Annotated in this window: 15 protein-coding genes; 4 read left to right on the forward strand and 11 right to left on the reverse strand. The window is 69.1% G+C overall.

Features of this window, described 5'->3' with window-relative positions:
- Positions 1-96: 96 nt before the first annotated feature.
- On the forward strand, positions 97-1167 hold the full coding sequence (locus tag ABZY12_RS15305; protein WP_356890285.1) for an LCP family protein: 1071 nt from the start codon (positions 97-99) through the stop codon (positions 1165-1167).
- A 12-nt stretch (positions 1168-1179) separates the two neighbouring features.
- Positions 1180-1539: an NTP pyrophosphohydrolase gene (locus tag ABZY12_RS15310; RefSeq protein ID WP_356890287.1), complete on the forward strand. Its 360-nt coding sequence runs from the start codon at positions 1180-1182 to the stop codon at positions 1537-1539.
- 22 nt (positions 1540-1561) lie between these two features.
- Here the strand turns inward: ABZY12_RS15310 and ABZY12_RS15315 are convergent, their stop codons facing one another.
- The 9 genes from ABZY12_RS15315 to ngcE form a co-directional block, all read right to left on the reverse strand.
- Positions 1562-3040, reverse strand: a complete 1479-nt coding sequence (locus ABZY12_RS15315; RefSeq protein WP_356890413.1) for an amino acid permease — start codon at positions 3038-3040, stop codon at positions 1562-1564.
- A 190-nt stretch (positions 3041-3230) separates the two neighbouring features.
- Positions 3231-5150 carry a 1-deoxy-D-xylulose-5-phosphate synthase gene (dxs, locus tag ABZY12_RS15320; RefSeq protein ID WP_356890415.1) on the reverse strand — a complete coding sequence of 640 codons (1920 nt, stop codon included), beginning with the start codon at positions 5148-5150 and terminating at the stop codon, positions 3231-3233.
- Positions 5151-5361: 211 nt separating this feature from the next.
- Complete coding sequence (locus ABZY12_RS15325; RefSeq protein ID WP_356890417.1) at positions 5362-6591, reverse strand: sugar ABC transporter permease; 1230 nt, start codon at positions 6589-6591, stop codon at positions 5362-5364.
- A 71-nt stretch (positions 6592-6662) separates the two neighbouring features.
- Positions 6663-7469, reverse strand: a complete 807-nt coding sequence (locus ABZY12_RS15330; RefSeq protein WP_356890289.1) for an ATP-binding cassette domain-containing protein — start codon at positions 7467-7469, stop codon at positions 6663-6665.
- A gap of 176 nt (positions 7470-7645) precedes the next feature.
- The gene (locus ABZY12_RS15335; protein WP_356890419.1) at positions 7646-8749 is read right to left on the reverse strand and encodes a substrate-binding domain-containing protein; all 1104 of its coding nucleotides are present in this window, start codon (positions 8747-8749) and stop codon (positions 7646-7648) included.
- Positions 8750-8880: 131 nt separating this feature from the next.
- Positions 8881-10092: an ROK family transcriptional regulator gene (locus ABZY12_RS15340; RefSeq protein ID WP_356890291.1), complete on the reverse strand. Its 1212-nt coding sequence runs from the start codon at positions 10090-10092 to the stop codon at positions 8881-8883.
- 207 nt (positions 10093-10299) lie between these two features.
- Positions 10300-11250, reverse strand: coding sequence for a carbohydrate ABC transporter permease (locus ABZY12_RS15345; RefSeq protein ID WP_356890293.1), 951 nt, complete (start codon positions 11248-11250; stop codon positions 10300-10302).
- A complete protein-coding gene (locus ABZY12_RS15350; RefSeq protein ID WP_356890295.1) occupies positions 11251-12180 on the reverse strand; it encodes a sugar ABC transporter permease in 930 nt (309 codons plus the stop codon).
- Between the two features lie 115 nt (positions 12181-12295).
- Positions 12296-13741 carry an N-acetylglucosamine/diacetylchitobiose ABC transporter substrate-binding protein gene (ngcE, locus tag ABZY12_RS15355; protein WP_356890297.1) on the reverse strand — a complete coding sequence of 482 codons (1446 nt, stop codon included), beginning with the start codon at positions 13739-13741 and terminating at the stop codon, positions 12296-12298.
- A 337-nt stretch (positions 13742-14078) separates the two neighbouring features.
- Between ngcE and ABZY12_RS15360 the strand changes: the two genes are divergently transcribed.
- Together ABZY12_RS15360 and ABZY12_RS15365 are read left to right on the forward strand one after the other, a co-directional pair.
- Entirely contained in the window at positions 14079-17924 is a 3846-nt protein-coding gene (locus ABZY12_RS15360) for a GH92 family glycosyl hydrolase (RefSeq protein WP_356890299.1), read from the forward strand.
- Positions 17925-18130: 206 nt separating this feature from the next.
- Positions 18131-18643: a hypothetical protein gene (locus ABZY12_RS15365; protein WP_356890301.1), complete on the forward strand. Its 513-nt coding sequence runs from the start codon at positions 18131-18133 to the stop codon at positions 18641-18643.
- A gap of 7 nt (positions 18644-18650) precedes the next feature.
- On the opposite strand, the gene ABZY12_RS15370 is transcribed toward ABZY12_RS15365, so the two are convergent.
- Entirely contained in the window at positions 18651-19025 is a 375-nt protein-coding gene (locus tag ABZY12_RS15370) for a hypothetical protein (RefSeq protein ID WP_356890303.1), read from the reverse strand.
- 108 nt (positions 19026-19133) lie between these two features.
- Positions 19134-19430, reverse strand: coding sequence for a hypothetical protein (locus tag ABZY12_RS15375; protein ID WP_356890305.1), 297 nt, complete (start codon positions 19428-19430; stop codon positions 19134-19136).
- Positions 19431-19471: the final 41 nt, after the last annotated feature.

Raw genomic sequence — 19471 nt, forward strand, 5'->3', positions numbered from 1 at the left:
GCACCTCTTCCTGGTGCCGGGGCCGCCGTCCGTCCCGGACGGCCTGAAATCCCGTACCCCGAACGGGAGTCGAAAGCCTGTCTATAGTGCGAACCCATGACGGAGAACTCGACCCCGCCCCGTGGGCGCGCCTCCCGGCGCAGACCCCGCACGCGCGGGCAGCGCGTCCGACGCGCTCTGCTGTGGACCCTGCTGATCGCCGTGGTGGGCGCGGGCGCCACCGGGTACTGGAGCTACTCCCGCATCGACGGCAACATCAAGGGCGTCGACCTCGACAAGGCGCTCGGCGACGACCGTCCGCCGCGGCGGCCGACCGCCGGGCAGAACCTGCTGGTGCTCGGTTCGGACTCGCGGGCGGGCGCCAACGGGGCGCTGGACGGCGGCAAGGTGGCCGGGGCCCGCTCGGACACCGCGCTGGTGGTGCACATACCCGAGGGCCGGACCCGGGCCACCGCGATCAGCATCCCGCGCGACACGCTCGTCACCCGGCCCGCGTGCCGGAAGTCCGACGGCGGTACGGCCCCGTCCGCGCAGCGGGTGATGTTCAACTCGGTGTACGCGCAGTACGGTCCGGCGTGTGTCGTGAAGACGGTCGAGAAGATGTCGGGCGTCCGGCTCGACCACTACATGGAGATCGACTTCGCCGGCTTCAAGGACCTGGTCGACGCGATCGGCGGCGTCACCGTCCATCTCGACGAGCCCATCGAGAACGGCCCGGGCGGGCTCGACCTCGCGGCCGGTCCGCAGCGGCTGAACGGCACGCAGTCCCTCGCGTACGTACGGACCCGGTACGGCGTCAAGGACGGCAGCGACCTCGGCCGCATCGGGAACCAGCAGAAGTTTCTGCTGGCCCTGCTCACCGAGGTGAAGAAGCAGGACCTGCTGAGCAGCCCCGCCAAGACCTACAAGATCGCCGACTCCGCGACCAAGGCGCTCACCACCGACTCCGAGCTGGCTTCGCTGACCGCGCTGAGCGCGTTCGCCCGCTCGATGAACGGCGTCGATCCGGGCGCCATGGAGACGATCATGCTGCCGGTGGCGTACGACAAGAGGGACCCGAACCGGGTCGTCGCCGCGGAGCCGAACGCCTCCCGGCTGTGGCAGGCGATCCGCGCGGACCTGCCGATACCGGAGTCGGCGAAGAAGTCCCCGGCCACCGGGGGCTGACATCCTGGGCGTATGGATCTGCCTCTTCTGATCGTCGACGGTGCCAATGTCGTCGGTGCCGTCCCCGACGGGTGGTGGCGCGACCGGCGCGGCGCCGCCGAGCGGCTGCGCGACCGGCTCGCGGGCCGGGGTGGCCCGGAGGGCGGCCCTTTCGAGATCGTCCTCGTCGTGGAGGGACGGGCGCGGGGCGTGGAGTCGGTGCCGGGCGTACGGGTCGAGGACGCGCCCGGCAGCGGTGACGACCTGATCGTGGACCTGGCCCGTGACGCGGCCGGCCGGCCGTGCCTGGTGGTCACGGCCGACCGTGAACTGCGGCGGCGGGTGGGCGAGCACGGCGCCCGGTGCGTGGGACCGAGCGCCCTGCCGGCCTAGGGAGTGTCCGGCGGGTCAGGTGCTAGTAGACCGCGTCCTTGCCGGCCTTGCCGAGGCGGCTGTGGCCGCGTCCGTACAGGAAGTAGACGACGATGCCGATGGCCATCCAGACGGCGAAACGGAACCAGGTCTCGCCGGGCAGGTTGAGCATCAGCCAGAGCGACGCGGCGATGGAGAGGATCGGGAGCACCGGCACCCACGGGGCGCGGAACGCGCGGGGCAGGTCGGGGCGGTTGCGGCGCAGGACGATCACACCGGCGGCGACGATCACGAAGGCGAAGAGCGTGCCGATGTTCACCAGGGTCGCCAGCTCGTTGATGCTGGTGAAGCCGGCGACGATCGCGATGAGCACGCCGAGCAGGATGGTGGGGCGGTACGGGGTCTTGAAGCGGGGGTGCGTGACGGAGAAGAAGCGCGGCAGGAGTCCGTCACGGCTCATCGCGAAGAACACACGCGTCTGGCCGAGCAGCAGGATGAGGCAGACGGTGGTGAGACCGACGGCCGCGCCGAAGCTGATCACGCCGGCGTAGAAGGGGTGCCCGGTGGCCTTGAAGGCGTCCGCGAGCGGGGCGCTCACCGAGAGTCGGCTGTAGTGCTGCATACCGGTCACGACAAGCGCGACGGCGACGTACAGCACGGTGCAGATGAACAGCGAGCCCAGGATGCCGCGGGGCATGTCGCGCTGCGGGAGCTTGGTCTCCTCGGCGGCGGTGGCCACCACGTCGAAGCCGATGAAGGCGAAGAAGACGACGGAGGCGGCGGTGAAGATGCCCATGACGCCGAAGTTGGTCGGTTCATAGCCGAAGATCAGCTCGACCAGCGGGGAGTCCCAGCCGGACGCGCCGTCGGGCGGGGACACCGCCGGGGGGATGAACGGGTCGTAGTTGTCGCCCACGATGAAGAAGAGACCCGCGATGATCACGATCATGACCACCGTGACCTTGATGGCCACGACGAGCGCGGTGATCCGGGCCGAGAGCTTCATCCCGAGGACCAGGATCACGGTCAGCACCAGGACCAGCAGGAAGGCCAGGATGTCGAAGGTGCCGCCGGGCGCGTCCGGCCCTTCGAGGGCCGCTGGTAGATGCCAGCCGACGTTGTCCATCAGGGAGCGGACGTATCCGGACCAGCCGACCGCGACCACCGCAGTGCCGAGCGCGAACTCCAGGACGAGGTCCCAGCCGATGATCCAGGCGGGCAGCTCGCCGATGGAGGCGTACGCGAAGGTGTACGCCGATCCGGCGACGGGGACCGTCGAGGCGAACTCGGCGTAGCAGAGGGCCGCCAGCGCGCAGACGATGCCGGCGGCGACGAAGGCGAGCGCGGTGGCGGGGCCCGCGTTCTCCTTGGCCACCTTGCCGGTGAGCACGAAGATGCCGGTGCCGATGATCACTCCGACGCCGAAGACGGTCAGGTCCCAGGCGGAGAGCGATTTCTTGAGCGCGTGCTCGGGCTCTTCCGTGTCGCGGATCGACTGCTCGACCGTCTTGGTCCGGAACATCCCGGAGCTCGCCTGTGGCGGCTGCTGGTCCGTGCTCACCGTCGTACCTCCGTGCCGTCGGTCACAGGACCCATGATCGAGAGGCGGGGGTGACGGCGCGCGTCCAGGAGAGCGGCTTTCACACGAAAGGACCGGTCGGCCACCCCTGAGGTGGTCCGACCGGCCCAATGGCGATGCTCGGTGGCGGGGGTCAGTCGCGAGCGGGCTCCACGGCCTCCGCGCTGTCCTCGTAGCGACCGTCCAGGCGCGAGACGAGCCCCGTGACCTGACGGGCGATGTCCGGGGCGGTGAGCCCGATCTCGGCCATGACCTCCTTGCGGGAGGCGTGGTCGAGGAAGCGCGCCGGAATGCCGAAGTCGCGCAGCGGTACGTCCACGCCCGCGTCGCGCAGCGCCTGCGCGACGGCGGAGCCGACACCGCCGACCCGGATGTTGTCCTCGACCGTGACGACGACCCGGTGCTGTTCGGCGAGCGGGGCCATCGCCTCGTCGACCGGCTTGACCCAGCGCGGGTCGACGACGGTGGTGGAGATGCCCTGCGCGTCGAGCAGGCCGGCGATCTCCAGGCACATCGGCGCCAGCGCGCCGACGGACACGAGCAGGACGTCCGGACGGTCGCTGCCGGGCTCGCGGAGCACGTCCATGCCGCCGATACGGCGCAGGGCCGGTACGGCGGGGCCGACGGCGCCCTTGGAGAAGCGGACGACGGTCGGGGCGTCGGTGACCTCGACGGCCTCGCGCAGCTGGGCCCGGACCTGGTCGGCGTCGCGCGGGGCGGCGAGCCGCAGGCCGGGGACGACCTGGAGGATCGACATGTCCCACATGCCGTTGTGGGAGGCGCCGTCGGTGCCGGTGACGCCGGCCCGGTCCAGGACGAAGGTGACGCCGCACTTGTGCAGGGCCACGTCCATCAGGACCTGGTCGAAGGCGCGGTTGAGGAAGGTCGCGTAGACGGCGAAGACCGGGTGGAGCCCACCGGTGGCGAGGCCGGCGGCGGAGACCGCGGCGTGCTGCTCGGCGATGCCGACGTCGTACACCCGCTCCGGGAACGCCTTGGCGAACCTGTCGAGTCCGACGGGCTGGAGCATGGCCGCGGTGATCGCGACGATGTCCTGGCGCTCCTTGCCGAGCTTGACCATCTCCTCGCCGAAGACCGAGGTCCAGTCGGCGCCGGAGGAGGCGATCGGAAGCCCGGTGTCGGGGTGGATCTTGCCGACGGCGTGGAAGCGGTCGGCCTCGTCCTGGAGGGCGGGCTGGTAGCCGCGGCCCTTCTCGGTGAGGCAGTGGACGATCACCGGGCCGCCGAAGCGCTTGGCGCGCGTCAGGGCGGACTCCAGGGCCTCGATGTCGTGGCCGTCGATGGGGCCGACGTACTTCAGGCCGAGGTCCTCGAACATGCCCTGCGGGGCGATGAAGTCCTTGAGGCCCTTCTTCGCGCCGTGCAGCGTCTCGTAGAGCGGCCTGCCGACGACCGGGGTGCGCTCGAGGATGTCCTTGCCGCGGGCGAGGAAGCGCTCGTAGCCGTCGGTGGTACGCAGCGTGGCCAGGTGGTTGGCGAGCCCGCCGATCGTCGGCGCGTAGGACCGCTCGTTGTCGTTGACGACGATGACGAGCGGGCGGTCCTTGGCGGCGGCGATGTTGTTCAGCGCCTCCCAGGCCATGCCGCCCGTGAGGGCCCCGTCGCCGATGACCGCGACGACGTGGTCGTCCTTCTTCAGGACCTCGTTGGCCTTGGCCAGCCCGTCGGCCCAGCCGAGGACGGTGGAGGCGTGCGAGTTCTCGATGACGTCGTGCTCGGACTCGGCCTGCGAGGGGTAGCCGGACAGGCCGCCCTTCATCTTGAGCCGGGAGAAGTCCTGGCGGCCCGTGAGCAGCTTGTGGACGTAGCTCTGATGGCCGGTGTCGAAGAGGACCTTGTCCTTCGGGGAATCGAAGACGCGGTGCAGGGCGATGGTCAGCTCGACCACGCCGAGGTTGGGCCCGAGGTGACCGCCGGTCTTGGAGACGGCGTCCACGAGAAACGTCCGGATCTCCTCCGCCAGCTGCTCCAGCTGTGCCGGGGAGAGCCGGTCCAGATCGCGCGGTCCCCTGATACGGGTCAGCAATGCCACCCGTGCCTCCTTGCGTTTGAGCTGGTCGAGCTTGCCGATTTTGTCGAGTCTAATGTTCCGCCCGTGGCCCTCGTCATCGGGCGGTGCGTTCCGCGCCACTCGTGCGGCCGACACGCCGGTGGGCGTACAGGCGGTACACAGGGCCAGACGCAGCAGTGCCCGGCGCCGGTTCTGCGGCGCCGGGCACTGTGGTGAGGGTTACGCGCCGCGGCTACGCGCGGCCCGCGGTCTTCTGCGTACGGCGGGAGACCGAGTCGATCACGACGGCGGCGAGGAGCACCGCGCCGGTGATCATGTACTGGATCTCGTTGGCCATGCCGATCATGTTCAGGCCCTGCTGGATCGACTGGATGACGATCATGCCGAGGAGCGCCGACCAGACCTTGCCGCGGCCGCCGAAGAGGCTGGTGCCGCCGATGACGGCCGCCGCGATGACCAGCATCAGCGTGTTGCCGCTGCCGAGGCTCTTGGTGGCGCCGCCGGAGAGGCTGGCCACGAACAGGCCGCCGAAGGCGGCGAGCATGCCGGAGACGCCGAAGACGACGATGCGGATCCGGTCGACGTTGATACCGGCGCGGCGGGCGGCCTCGGCGTTGCCGCCGACCGCGAAGACCTTGCGGCCGAACAGGGTGCGGCGGGCGACGAAGTCGGCGATCACGAGGACGGCCACGAAGAGGACGAGGGCCAGCGGCAGGCCGCGGGCGCCCTGGGGCTCGTTCAAGACGTAGGCGACGACGAAGCAGAGGATCGCGACGACGGTCGTCCGCAGCACGATCTCGCTGACGGGGCGGGACGGCAGGGCGGCGGCCTTGCGGCGCTTGGCGTCCAGCAGCAGCGAGCCGGCGTAGGCGAGCACCGCCACGAGGGCGAGGCCGTACGCGGCGGCCTTGTCCTCGAAGTAGTACGCGGTGAGGTTCTCCACGATGGAGCCGGAGGGGGCGTTGATCGACCCCTCCTTGCCCATCAGCCAGATCTGCAGACCGCTCCAGCCGAGGAAGCCGGCGAGGGTGACCACGAAGGCCGGGACGCCGATCTTGGCGAAGAAGAAGCCGTGCAGCAGGCCGATCAGAAGACCGGAGGCCACGGCGAGGACGACCGACAGCAGGTCGTTCACGCCGTTGGTGACGTTGAGCACGGCCCAGACGGCCGCGCCGACGCCGGCGACGGAGCCCATCGACAGGTCGATCTCGCCCAGGATGAGGACGAAGACGATGCCGACGGCCATGATGCCGAGGCCGGAGGAGTAGACCGCGATGTTGGCGACGGAGCTCGCGGAGAGGAAGTTGCCGTTCTGGACCTGGAAGACGATCGCGATGACGATCAGGCCCAGGACGACGGGGAGGGATCCGAGTTCGCCGCCGCGGATCTTGCGGCTGAACTCGGTCCAGTAGCCCTTGATGCCCTCCTCGCGGACCAGCAGGCGCGGGTCGACGGCGGGGATCGGGGCGGCGGAGGTCTCCGTGGCCTCGGGGGCCGCGGCGGTCCCGGTGTCGGGGGTCTTGGCGAGGTCGCTCACTTCGCGTCCTCCTTCGTGGCCGTGGCCGAGGCCGTACGGGCCTGCCGACGGGTCACGGCGTTGTCCGTGGCACCGGTGATGGCGGCGATGATCGTCTCGTGGCTGGTGTCGGCGACCTTGAAGTCACCGTTGTTGCGTCCCAGGCGCAGGACCGCGACCCGGTCCGCGACGGCGCGCACATCGGCCATGTTGTGGCTGATGAGGATGACGCCGTGGCCGCGCTCGCGCAGCCGCTCCACCAGGTCGAGCACCTGTGCGGTCTGCTCGACGCCGAGGGCGGCGGTCGGCTCGTCCAGGATCACGATCTTGGGGTCGCCGATCAGGGCGCGGGCGATGGCGACGACCTGGCGCTGACCGCCGGAGAGCGCCGCGACGGGGATGCGGACCGAGGGGATGCGGATGGACAGGGTGTCCAGAAGCTCCTTGGCGCGCTTCTCCATCGCGATCTCGTCGAGGACGGACGCGGAGCGCAGCTCGCTGCCGAGGAAGAGGTTGGCGACGACGTCGAGGTTGTCGCAGAGCGCCAGGTCCTGGTAGACGGTGGCGACACCGAGGGCCTGGGCGTCGTTCGGCTTGGTGATCTGGACGGGCCGGCCGTCCCACTCGATGGTGCCCTCGTCGATCGGGTGGACACCCGAGATCGTCTTGACGAGGGTCGACTTGCCGGCGCCGTTGTCGCCCACCAGGGCGACGACCTCTCCGGCATGGATCTCCAGTTCGACATCGGTGAGCACCTGGACGGCGCCGAACCGCTTGGAGACCCCGCGCAACGCCAGCACGGGCGTAGCGGACACGTGAATCATCTCCTTCGCCGCCTGACCGGCGGGGATGGTGGTGCAGGGGAGCACATGAGGGGTGCGAGAGAAGTCCGGCGCCCCGCCCCCGCTTGCGGGGCGTTGAACGGGGCGGGGTGCGCCGGACCGGACCGGTCCCTCCGGAGGCGCTGTGCGGGCCTCCTGGGGGCGTGCCGGCGGTGGGGTTACTTGATGCCCGCCGCCTCGCAGGCCGCCTTGTACTCGCCGACGCAGAGGGCCCCGGCCTCGTAGACGCCGTCGGCGATGATCGTGGAGCCGATGTTCTCCTTGGTCACGACCTGCGCGTCGTACAGCTTCGCCGGGATGTCCTTGAACTCACCGGTCAGGCTGGTGACCTTGGTGGGAACCAGGTCGTCGATCTTCTCGCCCTTGAGCAGGCGGACGGCGATCTCGGCGGTGGTCTCGGCCTCCGGCTTGATCTGCTTGTAGATCGTGAAGGCCTGGTCGCCCTTCAGGATGCGCTGCAGACCGGCGAGCTCGGCGTCCTGGCCGCCGACCGGGACCTTGATGCCCTGCTTGGACAGGGCGGTGATGATGCCGCCGGCCATGCCGTCGTTGGCGGAGTAGACGCCCTGGAAGCCGCTCTTGCCCAGGGAGTCGATGGCGGCGCCCATCTTCTTGTTGGCCTCGTCCGGGGACCAGTCGGGGATGTCCTGCTCGTAGACGACCTTCTTGACGCCGGTGTCGAGGACGCTGTGGGCGCCCTTCTTGAACAGCGGGGCGTTCGGGTCGGTCGGCGAGCCGTTGATCATGACGACGTTGGCGTCCTTGGCCTTGTCGCCGAGGGCCTTGACCAGGCCCTCGCCCTGGAGGCGGCCGATCTTCTCGTTGTCGTACGAGACGTAGGCGGAGATCGGGCCCTCGGCCAGGCGGTCGTACGCGACGACGGAGACGCCCTGCTCCTTGGCGTGCTGGACCCAGGACTTGGTGGCCTTGTAGTCGACCGAGTCCAGGATGATGACCTTCACGCCCTGCGTGACGAGCGCGTCGAACTGCTTCTTCTGCGTCTCGGTGTCCTGCGCGGCGTTGTTGTACTTGACCTCGCAGTCCGAGCAGAGGGCCTTGATCTTCGCCTCGATGATCGGGCGGTCGAAGGTCTCGTAGCGCGTGGTCTTGTTCTCCGGCAGCAGCAGACCGATGGTCTTGCCGTCTCCGCCGTTCCCGCTGGTGCCGCCCGAACCCGAGCCGCTGTCGCCCGCCTTGCCACAGGCGGCGACGGAGAGGGCCATGGATACCGCGGCCGTGCCTATGACGACGCGACGCATCATTGCGTTCATGTGGGGTTGCCTCCCTGACGAGGCCGCGACGTTGCGGCCGAGGTGGCTGGAAGTCAACTCGGCCGCAACGTCGACGTCAAGGAGTAAATCCTTAACGAGATGACAACGGTGCCATCCGTTTTCTAAGTGAAGGCAGGGGTGGAGGCCGGAGCGGCGGCGGGAAGGGCGCTCTCGAGCAGGGTCGAATCGCCCATTTCGCTCAGTACGAGAGCCAGCGCGCCGAGCACTTCGGCGCGGCCGCCGAGGGCCCCGGGGGCAAGGGAGAGCTGGCGGGCGGCGCTGGGGATGGCGTACCGGGAGACCGAGTCGCGGATCGGGGAGAGCACCAGCTCGCCGGCCTCCGCGAGGTCGCCGCCGAGCACCACCCGGCTGGGGTTGAGCAGGTTGCACAGGTTGGCGATGCCGCTGCCGATGTGGCGGCCGACGTCGGCGACCACCCGGCGGCAGCCGGGATCGCCCTCGCGGGCCAGCTGGACGACCCGCTCCATGGTCAGATCGGGCCCGTGGCTGGGCTGGAGCAGCGGTAGGACGTAGCGGGCGGCGGTGAAGGTCTCCAGGCAGCCGCGGTTGCCGCAGCGGCAGACGGGGCCGGACTCGTCGAGGGTGATGTGCCCGATCTCGCCGGCGGTGCCGCCGGGGCCGCGGTAGACGCGCCCGTCGATGACCAGGCCGGCGCCGACACCGCTGGCGACCTTGATGTAGGCCAGGTCCTTGACCCCCCGGCCGCTGCCCCAGACGAGTTCGCCGAGCGCGCCGAGGTTGGCGTCGTTGTCGACGTACACGGGCACGCCGAGGCGGCCGGAGAGCTCGTCGGCGGGGTTGATCCCGGTCCAGCCCGGGAGGATCGAGGTGGAGCCGAGGGTGCCCGAGGAGACGTCGATCGGGCCGGGCACGCCGAGACCGACGCCGATGACCTTGTCCTGGCCGATGCCGGTGGCCGCGATCAGCCGCTTGACCAGCGTCTCCGCCCGGTCGAAGCCCTCCGCGGAGGAGGCGTCCACGTCCAGTGGCTCGGCCTCCTCGGCGAGGACCTGGTGGGCGAGGTTGCCGACGGCGACCCGGAGGTGGGTGTGGCCGAAGTCGACGCCGATGACGATGCCCGCGTCACCCGAGAGCGAGACGCTGCGGGCCCGCCGGCCGCCCGCGGAGGTGGGGGTGACCTCGACGGTCCCGCCGTCCTTCAACTCCCGCACGATGTTGGACACCGTGGCGGCCGACAGGCCGGTCGCACGGGCGATCTCCGCCTGGGTGAGCGAGCCGGCCATGCGCACCGCGCGCACGACCCGTTCGAGGTTGGCCCTGTGCAGAGATGTCTGCGACCCCGGAGTCTCCATCGACTCATCCACTCCCGCCTGCTGGGGCCGCGCCAATGAGACCCCGGCTCCTTCTCCAACTTGTGAACTCTAAGATGAGCTGTTCGGGGTGTGCCCCGTCAAGACCTTGAGCGGGGGGCAGCTCGGACGAGCCGGGTGGCCGGCGCCCCCGCGGACATGCGCGAGGCCCCGGCGGGAACGCCCGCCGGGGCCTGGGTCGAGCGGTTCCTACTTGACCGCGCCGGCTGTGAGACCGGCCACCACCTGTCGCTGGAAGATGATGTACGCGGCGAGCACCGGGAGCATGGCCATGACCAGTCCCGCGAAGAGACCCGACCAGTCGCCCTTGTAGCCCTGGCTGACCGCGAGCTGCACCAGGCCCTGGGAGAGCACCTTCTTCTCGGGCTCCGTGTTGAGCACGGTGGGCAGCAGGTACTGGTTCCACTGCCCGAGGAAGTTGAAGATGCCGACGCTGATCAGGCCGGGTTTGGCCATCGGCAGCATCACCTGGAAGAAGGTCCGGGTGTGCGAGGCGCCGTCCATGAAGGCCGCTTCCGCCACGGAGGTCGGCAGGGTGCGGAAGAAGGCCGTCAGGAAGAAGACGGTGAACGGCAGCGAGTACGCGATGTAGACCAGGATCAGGCCGTGCAGCGTGTTGAGCAGGGCCATGTTCTGCAGCACGTAGAAGAGCGGCACCAGGGCGAGGATGATCGGGAAGCTCATCCCGCCGATGAAGAGGAAGTAGATGAAGCGGTTGCCGGGGAACTCGAAGCGGGCGAGCACATAGGCGGCCATCGACCCGAAGAGCAGCGTGCCGGTGAGCGAACCTCCCACCACCAGGATGGTGTTGAGGAAGTAGTCGCTCATGTGCGCCTCGGTCCAGGCTCGTGCCCAGTTCTCGAAGTGCAGCTTGTCCGGGAGCGCCCACGGCGAGGTGAAGATCGCCCGGTCGGTCTTGAAGGAGGTCATGACCGCCCACAGCAGCGGCATGACCACCATGATCGCCCAGAGGATCAGGATGCCGTGGGAGAAGACGTTGAGGGTCGCGCCTTCGCCCTTGCTCTCCTTGCCGGGCGCGGGGCCGGCCGGGCCCGCGGTCTTCCGCGGTGACATGTCGGCGGCCTCGCGCGGCCCGGGCAGGTCGCCGGTGCCGGTGGACGGGGTGTCGGTGGTCTTCATCTAGTACTCCAGCCGCTCGCGCCGGCCGAACCGCATCACGACCGCCGCGAAGGCCAGCGTGACGACGAGCAGCGCGACACCGATCGTTGTGGCGTAGGCGGCCTGACCGTCCCGGAAGGCCTTCTGGTAGACGTACAGCGGCATGACGATGGTGGAGTAGTCCGGGCCACCCCCGTTGGGGCCCACCGTCATGATCTGGACGACGGCGAAGGACTCCGCGCCGAGCGCCAGGATGCCCATGTAGATCCAGCCGGACTGCACGGTGTCCCAGAGCAGCGGCAGGGTGATCTTGAAGAAGGTGGTGATCCGGTTCGCGCCGTCGAGCAGCGCCGCCTCGTAGAAGTCCTTGGGGATGGAGGCCATGCCCGCCGAGAAGAGGACCACGAAGAAGCCGACGGTGGACCAGACCAGGACGACCATCACGCAGATGAGGGCGAGGTTGGGGTCGCCCAGCCAGTCCGGCTGGACGCTGCCGAGCCCGACTCCCTTGAGTACGGAGTTGATGGCGCCGCTGTTGGGGTTGTAGGCGAACTGGAAGAGGAGCGCCACGATCGCGATGGACAGCACCTGCGGGAAGAAATAGACGATCTTGTAGAAGGAGGAGCCCCGCACACCGGCGACGGCCGCTCCCTTGCGGCGCCGACCGCCGACATTCAGCATGAACGCGAAGAACAGCGCCAGCCCGACCGTCACCAGCGGCAGCACGACCGCGAAGGTCAGGCTGTGCTGCAGCGATTTCCAGAAGATGTCGTCGTCCAGCATTCTGCTGTAGTTGTCGAACCCGACCATCTGGAAATCAGGGCTGAGGCCGCTCCAGTCCGTGAACGAGTAATAGATGGACTGGATGAAGGGCCATATGACGAACAGCGCGTACATGGCCAGGGGGGCCGCCAGGAACCCCACGATGAAACGGTACTTGCCGTGTTGCATTCCTACCGACCCCGATCTTCCCGCGGAGAAGCCGCTGGTGCCGTGCGTGGCCCGAGTGCCGTACGCAAGGAGCCGGGGCCCGCTCCCGGTCGGCGGGAAGGGGCCCCGGCACAGCTCACTGGTGCTTGTAGTGCTTGATGGAGGAGTCCTTGGCCGCCTCGTCGGCGTACTTCTGGATCTTCTTGATCGTTTCGGCCGGGGTCGCGCGGCCCGCCATCATCTCGCCGAGGCCGGCGACGCCGATCTTCTCCTTCTGCAGCGCCACGTACCAGTCCTGCAGGCGCGGGTTGACGACGTTCTGACCGGCCTTGTCGAGCGCCGCGACACCGGACTTGAGGCCCGGGGTCAGCTCGATGCCGTCGGTGCCGCCGTTGTACGCGGTCAGCGACTTCACGGACTTGGTGAAGTTCTTCGAGGAGGCTTCGCTGAGCATGATGCGCAGCTGCTCCATGCCGCCCTCGACGTTCTTCGCCTTGGCCGGGACGATGAAGGGCTCACCGCCGGAGGCCCACATGGTGCCGAACGGCATCTTGTCGGAGGCGTCGATACCCGTCGGTGCGGAGACGGCGAGGTCGAAGTCCGCGGGCATGGTCTTCGCGGCCTCGTTCTCCACCCATGAACCGTTCGGGATGAAGAGCGCCTTGCCCTCGGTCCAGGCGGTCTGCGACTGGATGTGATCGAGGCCGGGGGTGCCCTGAAGGATGTAACCCTTCTTGTAGAGCTCGTAGTACGCCTCGAAGCACGTCTTGACGGCAGGGTGCTCCCAGGCCTTCGGCTCCAGGTTGTCGATCGCGTCCAGGACCTCGCGGCCACCGACCTTGGCGATCATCGGGTAGAGCGAGAAGGGGATGTAGTACGGGTGCTTGCCCGCGTACGTCCAGCCCGCGATGCCCTTCTTCTTGGCCTTCTCGCAGACGGCCAGCATCTCGTCCCAGGTCTCGGGGTACTTCGCGTCGAGCGAGTCGAGCAGCTTCTGCGAGTACCAGACGCCGTAGACGGTGTAGGCGTAGTAGAGGACCCAGACCGGGTCGCCGTCGAACTGGCCCATCTCCACGATGCCCGGGCGCAGGGTGTCGCGGACCTTCTTGTTCGGGTCGTCGATCGAGGCGGCGTCGAGCAGCGGGGTGAGGTCGGCCAGCTGCTGCTTGCCGACGAGCACGCCCATGTCCATCTGCTCGGCACCCGAGTTGTCGATCAGGTCCGGCGGGTTGCCACCGTTGAAGCGCGGCTGGAGCTCGGTGGTGATCTTCTGGGTGGCGGTGAACTTGACCTTCGCCTTGGGGTAGTTGGTCTCGTAGACCTTCACCGCGTCCTTGGCGTACTGCTGGCCGAATCCGCCGTCGAAGAGCACGAAGTCCAGCGGAGCCGACTCGTTCACGCCGAGCGGGTTCTTCGCCGACGTGGTCCCCTTCTCGACCTTGTCGTTGCTGCCGCCGCCACCGGAGGCGCAGGCCGACAGGAAGCTCATCGTCGGCACCGAGATCAGACCGAGAGCGGCGGAGCGCTTGATCAGGTCGCGGCGGCCGAGGCCCTCATTGTTGTGCGCGGAGGTGGATCCCATGCTCAAGTCCTCGCCTTCATTCAGGACTCAGGCGGTGTACCGGTCGCCCGTACTCTCGCCGCAGGCGAAGGGCCCCGCCACCGCATTCGAATGCAGCTTGGGTCGTGCGCCGACAGGTATAGTCCACTTCCCTTCGACTGAGCAAGATCGAAAGCGGGTTTGAGCGGCAGTCTTTCCCGAGTTGAGACCTCGGGGATATCCGCGCCGCATCTGCACCGTTTTCTCCCTCGCGTTTCCGTTAACACCCTTGACACATGGCGCCACTTGGCCCCCTACTGAAGCCTGCGCGTTTCAGTTGACAACGTTGTCTAAAGAGCGGCGGGAGTGACGACACCGAATGCAGGCCCGACTTCGCCCCGGACCGAGACCTCGACCCACGCACAGAAGCAGGCGCGTGTACCCGCACACCCGGGCGGCCGCCCTCCTCGCGGCCGCCGCGCTGATCGTGACGGCGGCGCCCTCCACCTCCTTCGCCCTCCCCGCTCGACCCGGCACGCCGGTGCGGGAGTTCACGACCTCCTTCGAGCCGGACGAAACCCAGCCGACCTGGCGTGACACCGTCGAAGTCGGTCCTGACGGAACGAAGAGGACATCGGGGGTGGACGGCGGCTTCGCCAGTGGCATCCCCGGCAATGTCACCGACAAGGTGGTGGAGCTGCGCGCCAGCGGCGAACACGCGAGCGCGGGCGAGACCAAGGAGAACCTGGTCGACCTCCAGCCGGGAACCAAGTGGCTGGTCTTCGAACCGACCGCCTGGATCGAGTTCGACCTGGCCGAGCCGGTCAAGGTCGTCACGTACGCGATGACGTCGGCCAACGACGCCGCCGAGCGCGACCCGCGCGACTGGACCCTCAAGGGCTCGGCGGACGGCAAGGAGTGGAAGGTCCTCGACACGAGGGCCGGCCAGAGCTTCGCCAAGCGCTTCGAGACGAAGACGTACGACTTCACCGGTGACACGGCCTACTCCCACTACCGGCTGGAGATCACCAAGAACGGCGGCGCAGGTCTCACCCAGCTCGCCGACGTTCAGTTCTCGAACGGGGACACCTCCACCCCCGTCCCCGAGGAGATGCGCAGCCATGTCGACCGCGGCCCCGGCGGCTCCCCCACCGCCAAGGCCAACGCGGGCTTCACGGGCAAGCGGGCGCTGCGCTACGCCGGTACGCACAAGGCGGACGGGCGGGCCTACTCGTACAACAAGGTGTTCGACGTGGACACGGCGATCGTCCGGAACACCGAGCTGTCGTACCGGATCTTCCCGTCGCTCCCCGAGACCGACCTCGACTATCCGGCCACGCACGTCTCCGTGGACCTGGCCTTCACCGACGGCACCTATCTGAGCGAGCTGCGCGCCACCGACACCCACGGCGGGCTCCTCACCCCGCGGGGCCAGGGCGCGGCCAAGCGGCTCTACGTCAACCAGTGGAACCAGGTGAGCGCACGGATCGGCTCGGTCGCGGCCGGCAAGACCGTGGACCGGATCCTGGTGGCGTACGACTCGCCCCAGGGGCCCGCGAAGTTCCAGGGCTGGATCGACGACATCGAGCTGCGGCCGAAGGCGCCGGAGCAGCGGCTCGACCGGCTCTCCGACTACGCCTCGACGACCCGCGGCACCAACTCCAGCGGCTCCTTCTCGCGCGGCAACACCTTCCCCGCCACCGCTGTCCCGCATGGCTTCAACTTCTGGACACCCGTCACCAATTCGGCCTCCAAGAGTTGGCTGTACGAGTACGCGCGCGGCAACAACGCCGACAATCTGCCCACGGTGCAGGCGTTCGCCGCGAGCCATGAGCCGAGCCCCTGGATGGGCGACCGCCAGACCTTCCAGGTGATGCCGTCCGCGGCCGCCGGAACGCCGGAGACCGACCGGGTCAAGCGGGCTCTGGCCTTCCGCCACGAGAAGGAGACGGCCAGGCCGCACTATTACGGCGTCACCTTCGAGAACGGCCTGAAGGCCGAGATGGCCCCGACCGATCACGCGGCGATGATGCGCTTCACCTACCCGGGCCAGGAGGCGAGCGTCGTCTTCGACAACGTCACCGAGGAGGGCGGCCTGACGCTCGACGCGGCGACCGGCTCCTTCACCGGGTTCTCCGACGTGAAGAGCGGCCTCTCGACCGGCGCGACCCGGATGTTCGTGTACGGCGTCTTCGACGCCCCGGTCACCGCCTCCGCCGCGCAGGGCGTGAAGGGGCATCTCCGCTTCGACGCGGGCGCGGACCGCACGGTGACCCTGCGCCTCGCCACCTCACTGATCTCCGTCGACCAGGCCAAGGCGAACCTCGCGGACGAGATCCCGGCCGGCACCGGCTTCGAGACGGTGAAGGACCGGGCGCAGGACGCCTGGGACGCGATCCTCGGCCGGGTGGAGGTCGAGGGCGCCACCCACGACCAGCTCGTCACGCTCTACTCCAGCCTGTACCGGCTCTACCTCTACCCCAACTCCGGTTTCGAGAAGGTGGGTTCTAAGCACCAGTACGCCAGCCCCTTCTCCCCCATGGCCGGCCCCGACACCCCGACCCGTACCGGCGCGAAGATCGTCGACGGGAAGGTGTACGTCAACAACGGCTTCTGGGACACCTACCGCACGACCTGGCCCGCCTACTCGTTCCTCACCCCGAACAAGGCCGGTGAGCTGGTCGACGGCTTCGTGCAGCAGTACAAGGACGGCGGCTGGATCTCCCGCTGGTCCTCCCCCGGCTATGCCGATCTGATGACCGGCACCTCCTCCGACGTGGCGTTCGCCGACGCCTACGTCAAGGGCGTGGACTTCGACGCCGAGGCGGCGTACGAGGCCGCTCTGAAGAACGCGACCGTCGTCCCGCCGAGCCGTGGTGTCGGCCGCAAGGGCATGGAGACCTCCCCCTTCCTCGGGTACGCCTCGACCGAGACCCACGAGGGACTGTCCTGGTCCCTGGAGGGCTATCTGAACGACTACGGCATCGCGAAGATGGCCGAGGCGCTGCACAAGAAGACCGGAAAGAAGCGGTACCAGGAGGAGGCCGCGTACTTCCTCTCCCGGGCCCAGAAGTACGTCTCCCTCTTCGACGCGAAGGCCGGCTTCTTCCAGGGCCGCGACCTCAAGGGCGCGTGGCGGGTGCCCTCCGACCGGTACGACCCGAGGATCTGGGGCCACGACTACACCGAGACCAACGGCTGGGGTTACGCGTTCACCGCGCCGCAGGACTCGCGTGGTCTGGCGAACCTCTACGGCGGCCGCTCCGGCCTCGGCGGGAAGCTGGACTCGTACTTCTCCACCCCGGAGACGGCGAGCCCGGAGTTCGTCGGCTCCTACGGCAGCGTCATCCACGAGATGACCGAGGCACGCGACGTCCGGATGGGCATGTACGGCCACTCCAACCAGGTCGCCCACCACGTCCCGTACATGTACAACGCGGCCGGGCAGCCCTGGAAGACGCAGGAGAAGGTCCGCGAGGTGCTCTCCCGGCTCTACACCGGCAGTGAGATCGGCCAGGGCTACCACGGCGACGAGGACAACGGCGAGCAGTCCGCCTGGTATCTCTTCTCCGCGCTCGGCTTCTATCCGCTGGTGATGGGCAGCGGCGAGTACGCGATCGGCTCGCCCCTGTTCAAGAAGGTGACGTTGCGTCTGGACAACGGACGCACGCTGGTCGTCGAGGCGCCCAGGAACAGCGCGCGGAACATCTACGTCCAGGGGGTGAAGGTGAACGGTGAGCGGTGGAACTCCACCGCGCTGCCGCACAACCTCCTCGCCCGGGGCGGCACGCTGAAGTTCGAGATGGGCCCGAGGCCGTCGGCCTGGGGCACGGGCGCCGACGCCGGCCCGGTCTCGATCACCCGGGACGACAAGGTGCCCGCGCCGCGCACGGACGCGATCAGCGGGACCGGGGCGCTCTTCGACGACACCTCGGCCACGGCGGCCCCCGTCGCCTCCGTGGAGCTGCCGGTGGCGAAGCCGGTCCGCGCGGTCCAGTACACGCTGACCTCGTCCGTACGGGACAAGGCGCCGGCGGGCTGGGTCCTCCAGGGCTCGGCGGACGGCGCCGGCTGGACGGACCTGGACCGGCGGACGGGCGAGTCCTTCACCTGGGACCGTCAGACGCGGGCCTTCACGGTCGCCGCACCGGGCACGTACGCGAAGTATCGCCTGGTGGCGGCCGGCGCGGGCGCGACGCTGGCGGAGGTGGAGCTGCTGTCCTAGGTCGTGTCCGTGGAAGTCTCGCCTGGTCCGCGAGCCCTGGCGGCGGACGGCGACACCTTGTCGAACCGGGCGGTCTCGGTGGACTCCACGACCGTTCGCGCTCACCGGCACGCGGCCGGGGCCCCACACAGGGGCCCCGGCTGAGCCGGACGGCCATTGCGACGACTGCCCGGCGAGCGCGACGAGCCGTCTGGCACGATCGGGGTATGGAAGATCCCTACCCTTACCCGCCCGTCGAGGCCGACCGCATCGACCCGTTGAGCGGTGAGGGCGACGGGGAGACCGCGCCGTACCTGATCTACGGCTGGCGCCGGACCACGTACGCGTTCGCCGATCCCGACAAGGACTACGGCGGACATCTGGTCCAGTGGATCCCCATGGGCTACATGGTTCTTCGCCATGCCCAGAAGGTGGCCGTGTACAGGGACGGCGAGGGGGTGCGGGAGTGGCCGGTACCGCGGGGCGAGCCGCTCGTGAATCCGTCGCGGTCCCCGTCGGGCGATCCGTCCTACGACGCCGTGTCGAGCGGTTCGGCCGCCTCACACGCGGCGTGGCAGCGCACAGCGTGCGGGTACCTGGTCATGACACGGTCCGTGCCGGACAGGAGGCCTCAAGATCCCTACGACCGGGCCGAGGCCATGGCCATGGCGGCCGAGGCCTCACGGGCTGAGGGCCTGGCGGCGCTCTGGTACGTCTACCGGGCTGAAAACTGGCACTGACCGACGGTCATGACGCCGGATCGTCCTCGCGGAGCGGGATCTCGACGCCCGCCGCGGCGAAAGGCCGGAGGATCACGTCGTAATGCTCTCGCGCGAGCGTTTCGCGACGGTGAACCGCCCGTGCGGCAATGACGTACGCGGACTTGGCGTTCGAGAGCAGGCCGGAGCGGAACGAGTTCAGTTCCTCGGCACGCGCCAGCAGGGTCGACGTGACCTTGGCCTGCAACTCGGACTCGTGCGAAGCGGAGAGCTTGAGCGCGCGGCTCGCCTCGCGGCCTCCTTGGCCGCGGAGGCGCACCATGTGTTCGTAGACGGAGGCGAGCACGTCGGGGGCCAGCTTCGCCGCTGTCCCGATGAACCTGGTGGTCACCTCATCCAGCATGTGCTCCTCCTCGCACGGGAACGGGTCGAGCGGGCATCCTATCCCCCTCTGCCGCGAGGCACCGTCGGCACACCCGGCCCGACGATCGGATGATCTGAACGCAAGCGCCTAGCTCCCGGGGCCTTCGTACTCCCGGTCGTGCGTGGGCGCGGCCGGGAGTTCGCGGTCCAGGGCCTCGCGGTAGCGGACGCAGCCGCGCAGGAACCGGGGCCAGGGCGGAACGGCCACCTCCGGCTCGACGCGCTCGGGCAGCAGTCCCCACAGCCGCGGGTGGTGCCAGCACAGGTCGTGGCCCGAGCTGTCCCGGTGGGCGCGGATACCGGCCCGCAGCCGCCGCACCTCTGCGACGAGCGCGTCGCGGTCGAGCCGGTCCAGATCGCTGTCGAGGCCGTTGTCACCGTCCATGGCGCGCAGGATAGGGCGCGGGAACGACGCGGACCGGCCGC

Origin of the sequence: Streptomyces sp. NPDC006551 (assembly GCF_040611675.1) — a bacterium.
Lineage (GTDB): Bacteria > Actinomycetota > Actinomycetes > Streptomycetales > Streptomycetaceae > Streptomyces.

Coding starts and splice junctions, on each gene's coding strand:
- ABZY12_RS15375 (WP_356890305.1), bottom strand. CDS start 19,430: ATGGACGGTGACAACGGCCTCGACAGCGATCTGGACCGGCTCGACCGC.
- ABZY12_RS15345 (WP_356890293.1), bottom strand. CDS start 11,250: ATGAAGACCACCGACACCCCGTCCACCGGCACCGGCGACCTGCCCGGG.
- ABZY12_RS15350 (WP_356890295.1), bottom strand. CDS start 12,180: ATGCAACACGGCAAGTACCGTTTCATCGTGGGGTTCCTGGCGGCCCCC.
- ABZY12_RS15305 (WP_356890285.1), top strand. CDS start 97: ATGACGGAGAACTCGACCCCGCCCCGTGGGCGCGCCTCCCGGCGCAGA.
- ABZY12_RS15315 (WP_356890413.1), bottom strand. CDS start 3,040: ATGTTCCGGACCAAGACGGTCGAGCAGTCGATCCGCGACACGGAAGAG.
- ABZY12_RS15360 (WP_356890299.1), top strand. CDS start 14,079: ATGCAGGCCCGACTTCGCCCCGGACCGAGACCTCGACCCACGCACAGA.
- ABZY12_RS15340 (WP_356890291.1), bottom strand. CDS start 10,092: ATGGAGACTCCGGGGTCGCAGACATCTCTGCACAGGGCCAACCTCGAA.
- ABZY12_RS15310 (WP_356890287.1), top strand. CDS start 1,180: ATGGATCTGCCTCTTCTGATCGTCGACGGTGCCAATGTCGTCGGTGCC.
- ABZY12_RS15335 (WP_356890419.1), bottom strand. CDS start 8,749: ATGATGCGTCGCGTCGTCATAGGCACGGCCGCGGTATCCATGGCCCTC.
- ABZY12_RS15365 (WP_356890301.1), top strand. CDS start 18,131: ATGGAAGATCCCTACCCTTACCCGCCCGTCGAGGCCGACCGCATCGAC.
- ABZY12_RS15370 (WP_356890303.1), bottom strand. CDS start 19,025: ATGCTGGATGAGGTGACCACCAGGTTCATCGGGACAGCGGCGAAGCTG.
- ngcE (WP_356890297.1), bottom strand. CDS start 13,741: ATGGGATCCACCTCCGCGCACAACAATGAGGGCCTCGGCCGCCGCGAC.
- ABZY12_RS15330 (WP_356890289.1), bottom strand. CDS start 7,469: ATGATTCACGTGTCCGCTACGCCCGTGCTGGCGTTGCGCGGGGTCTCC.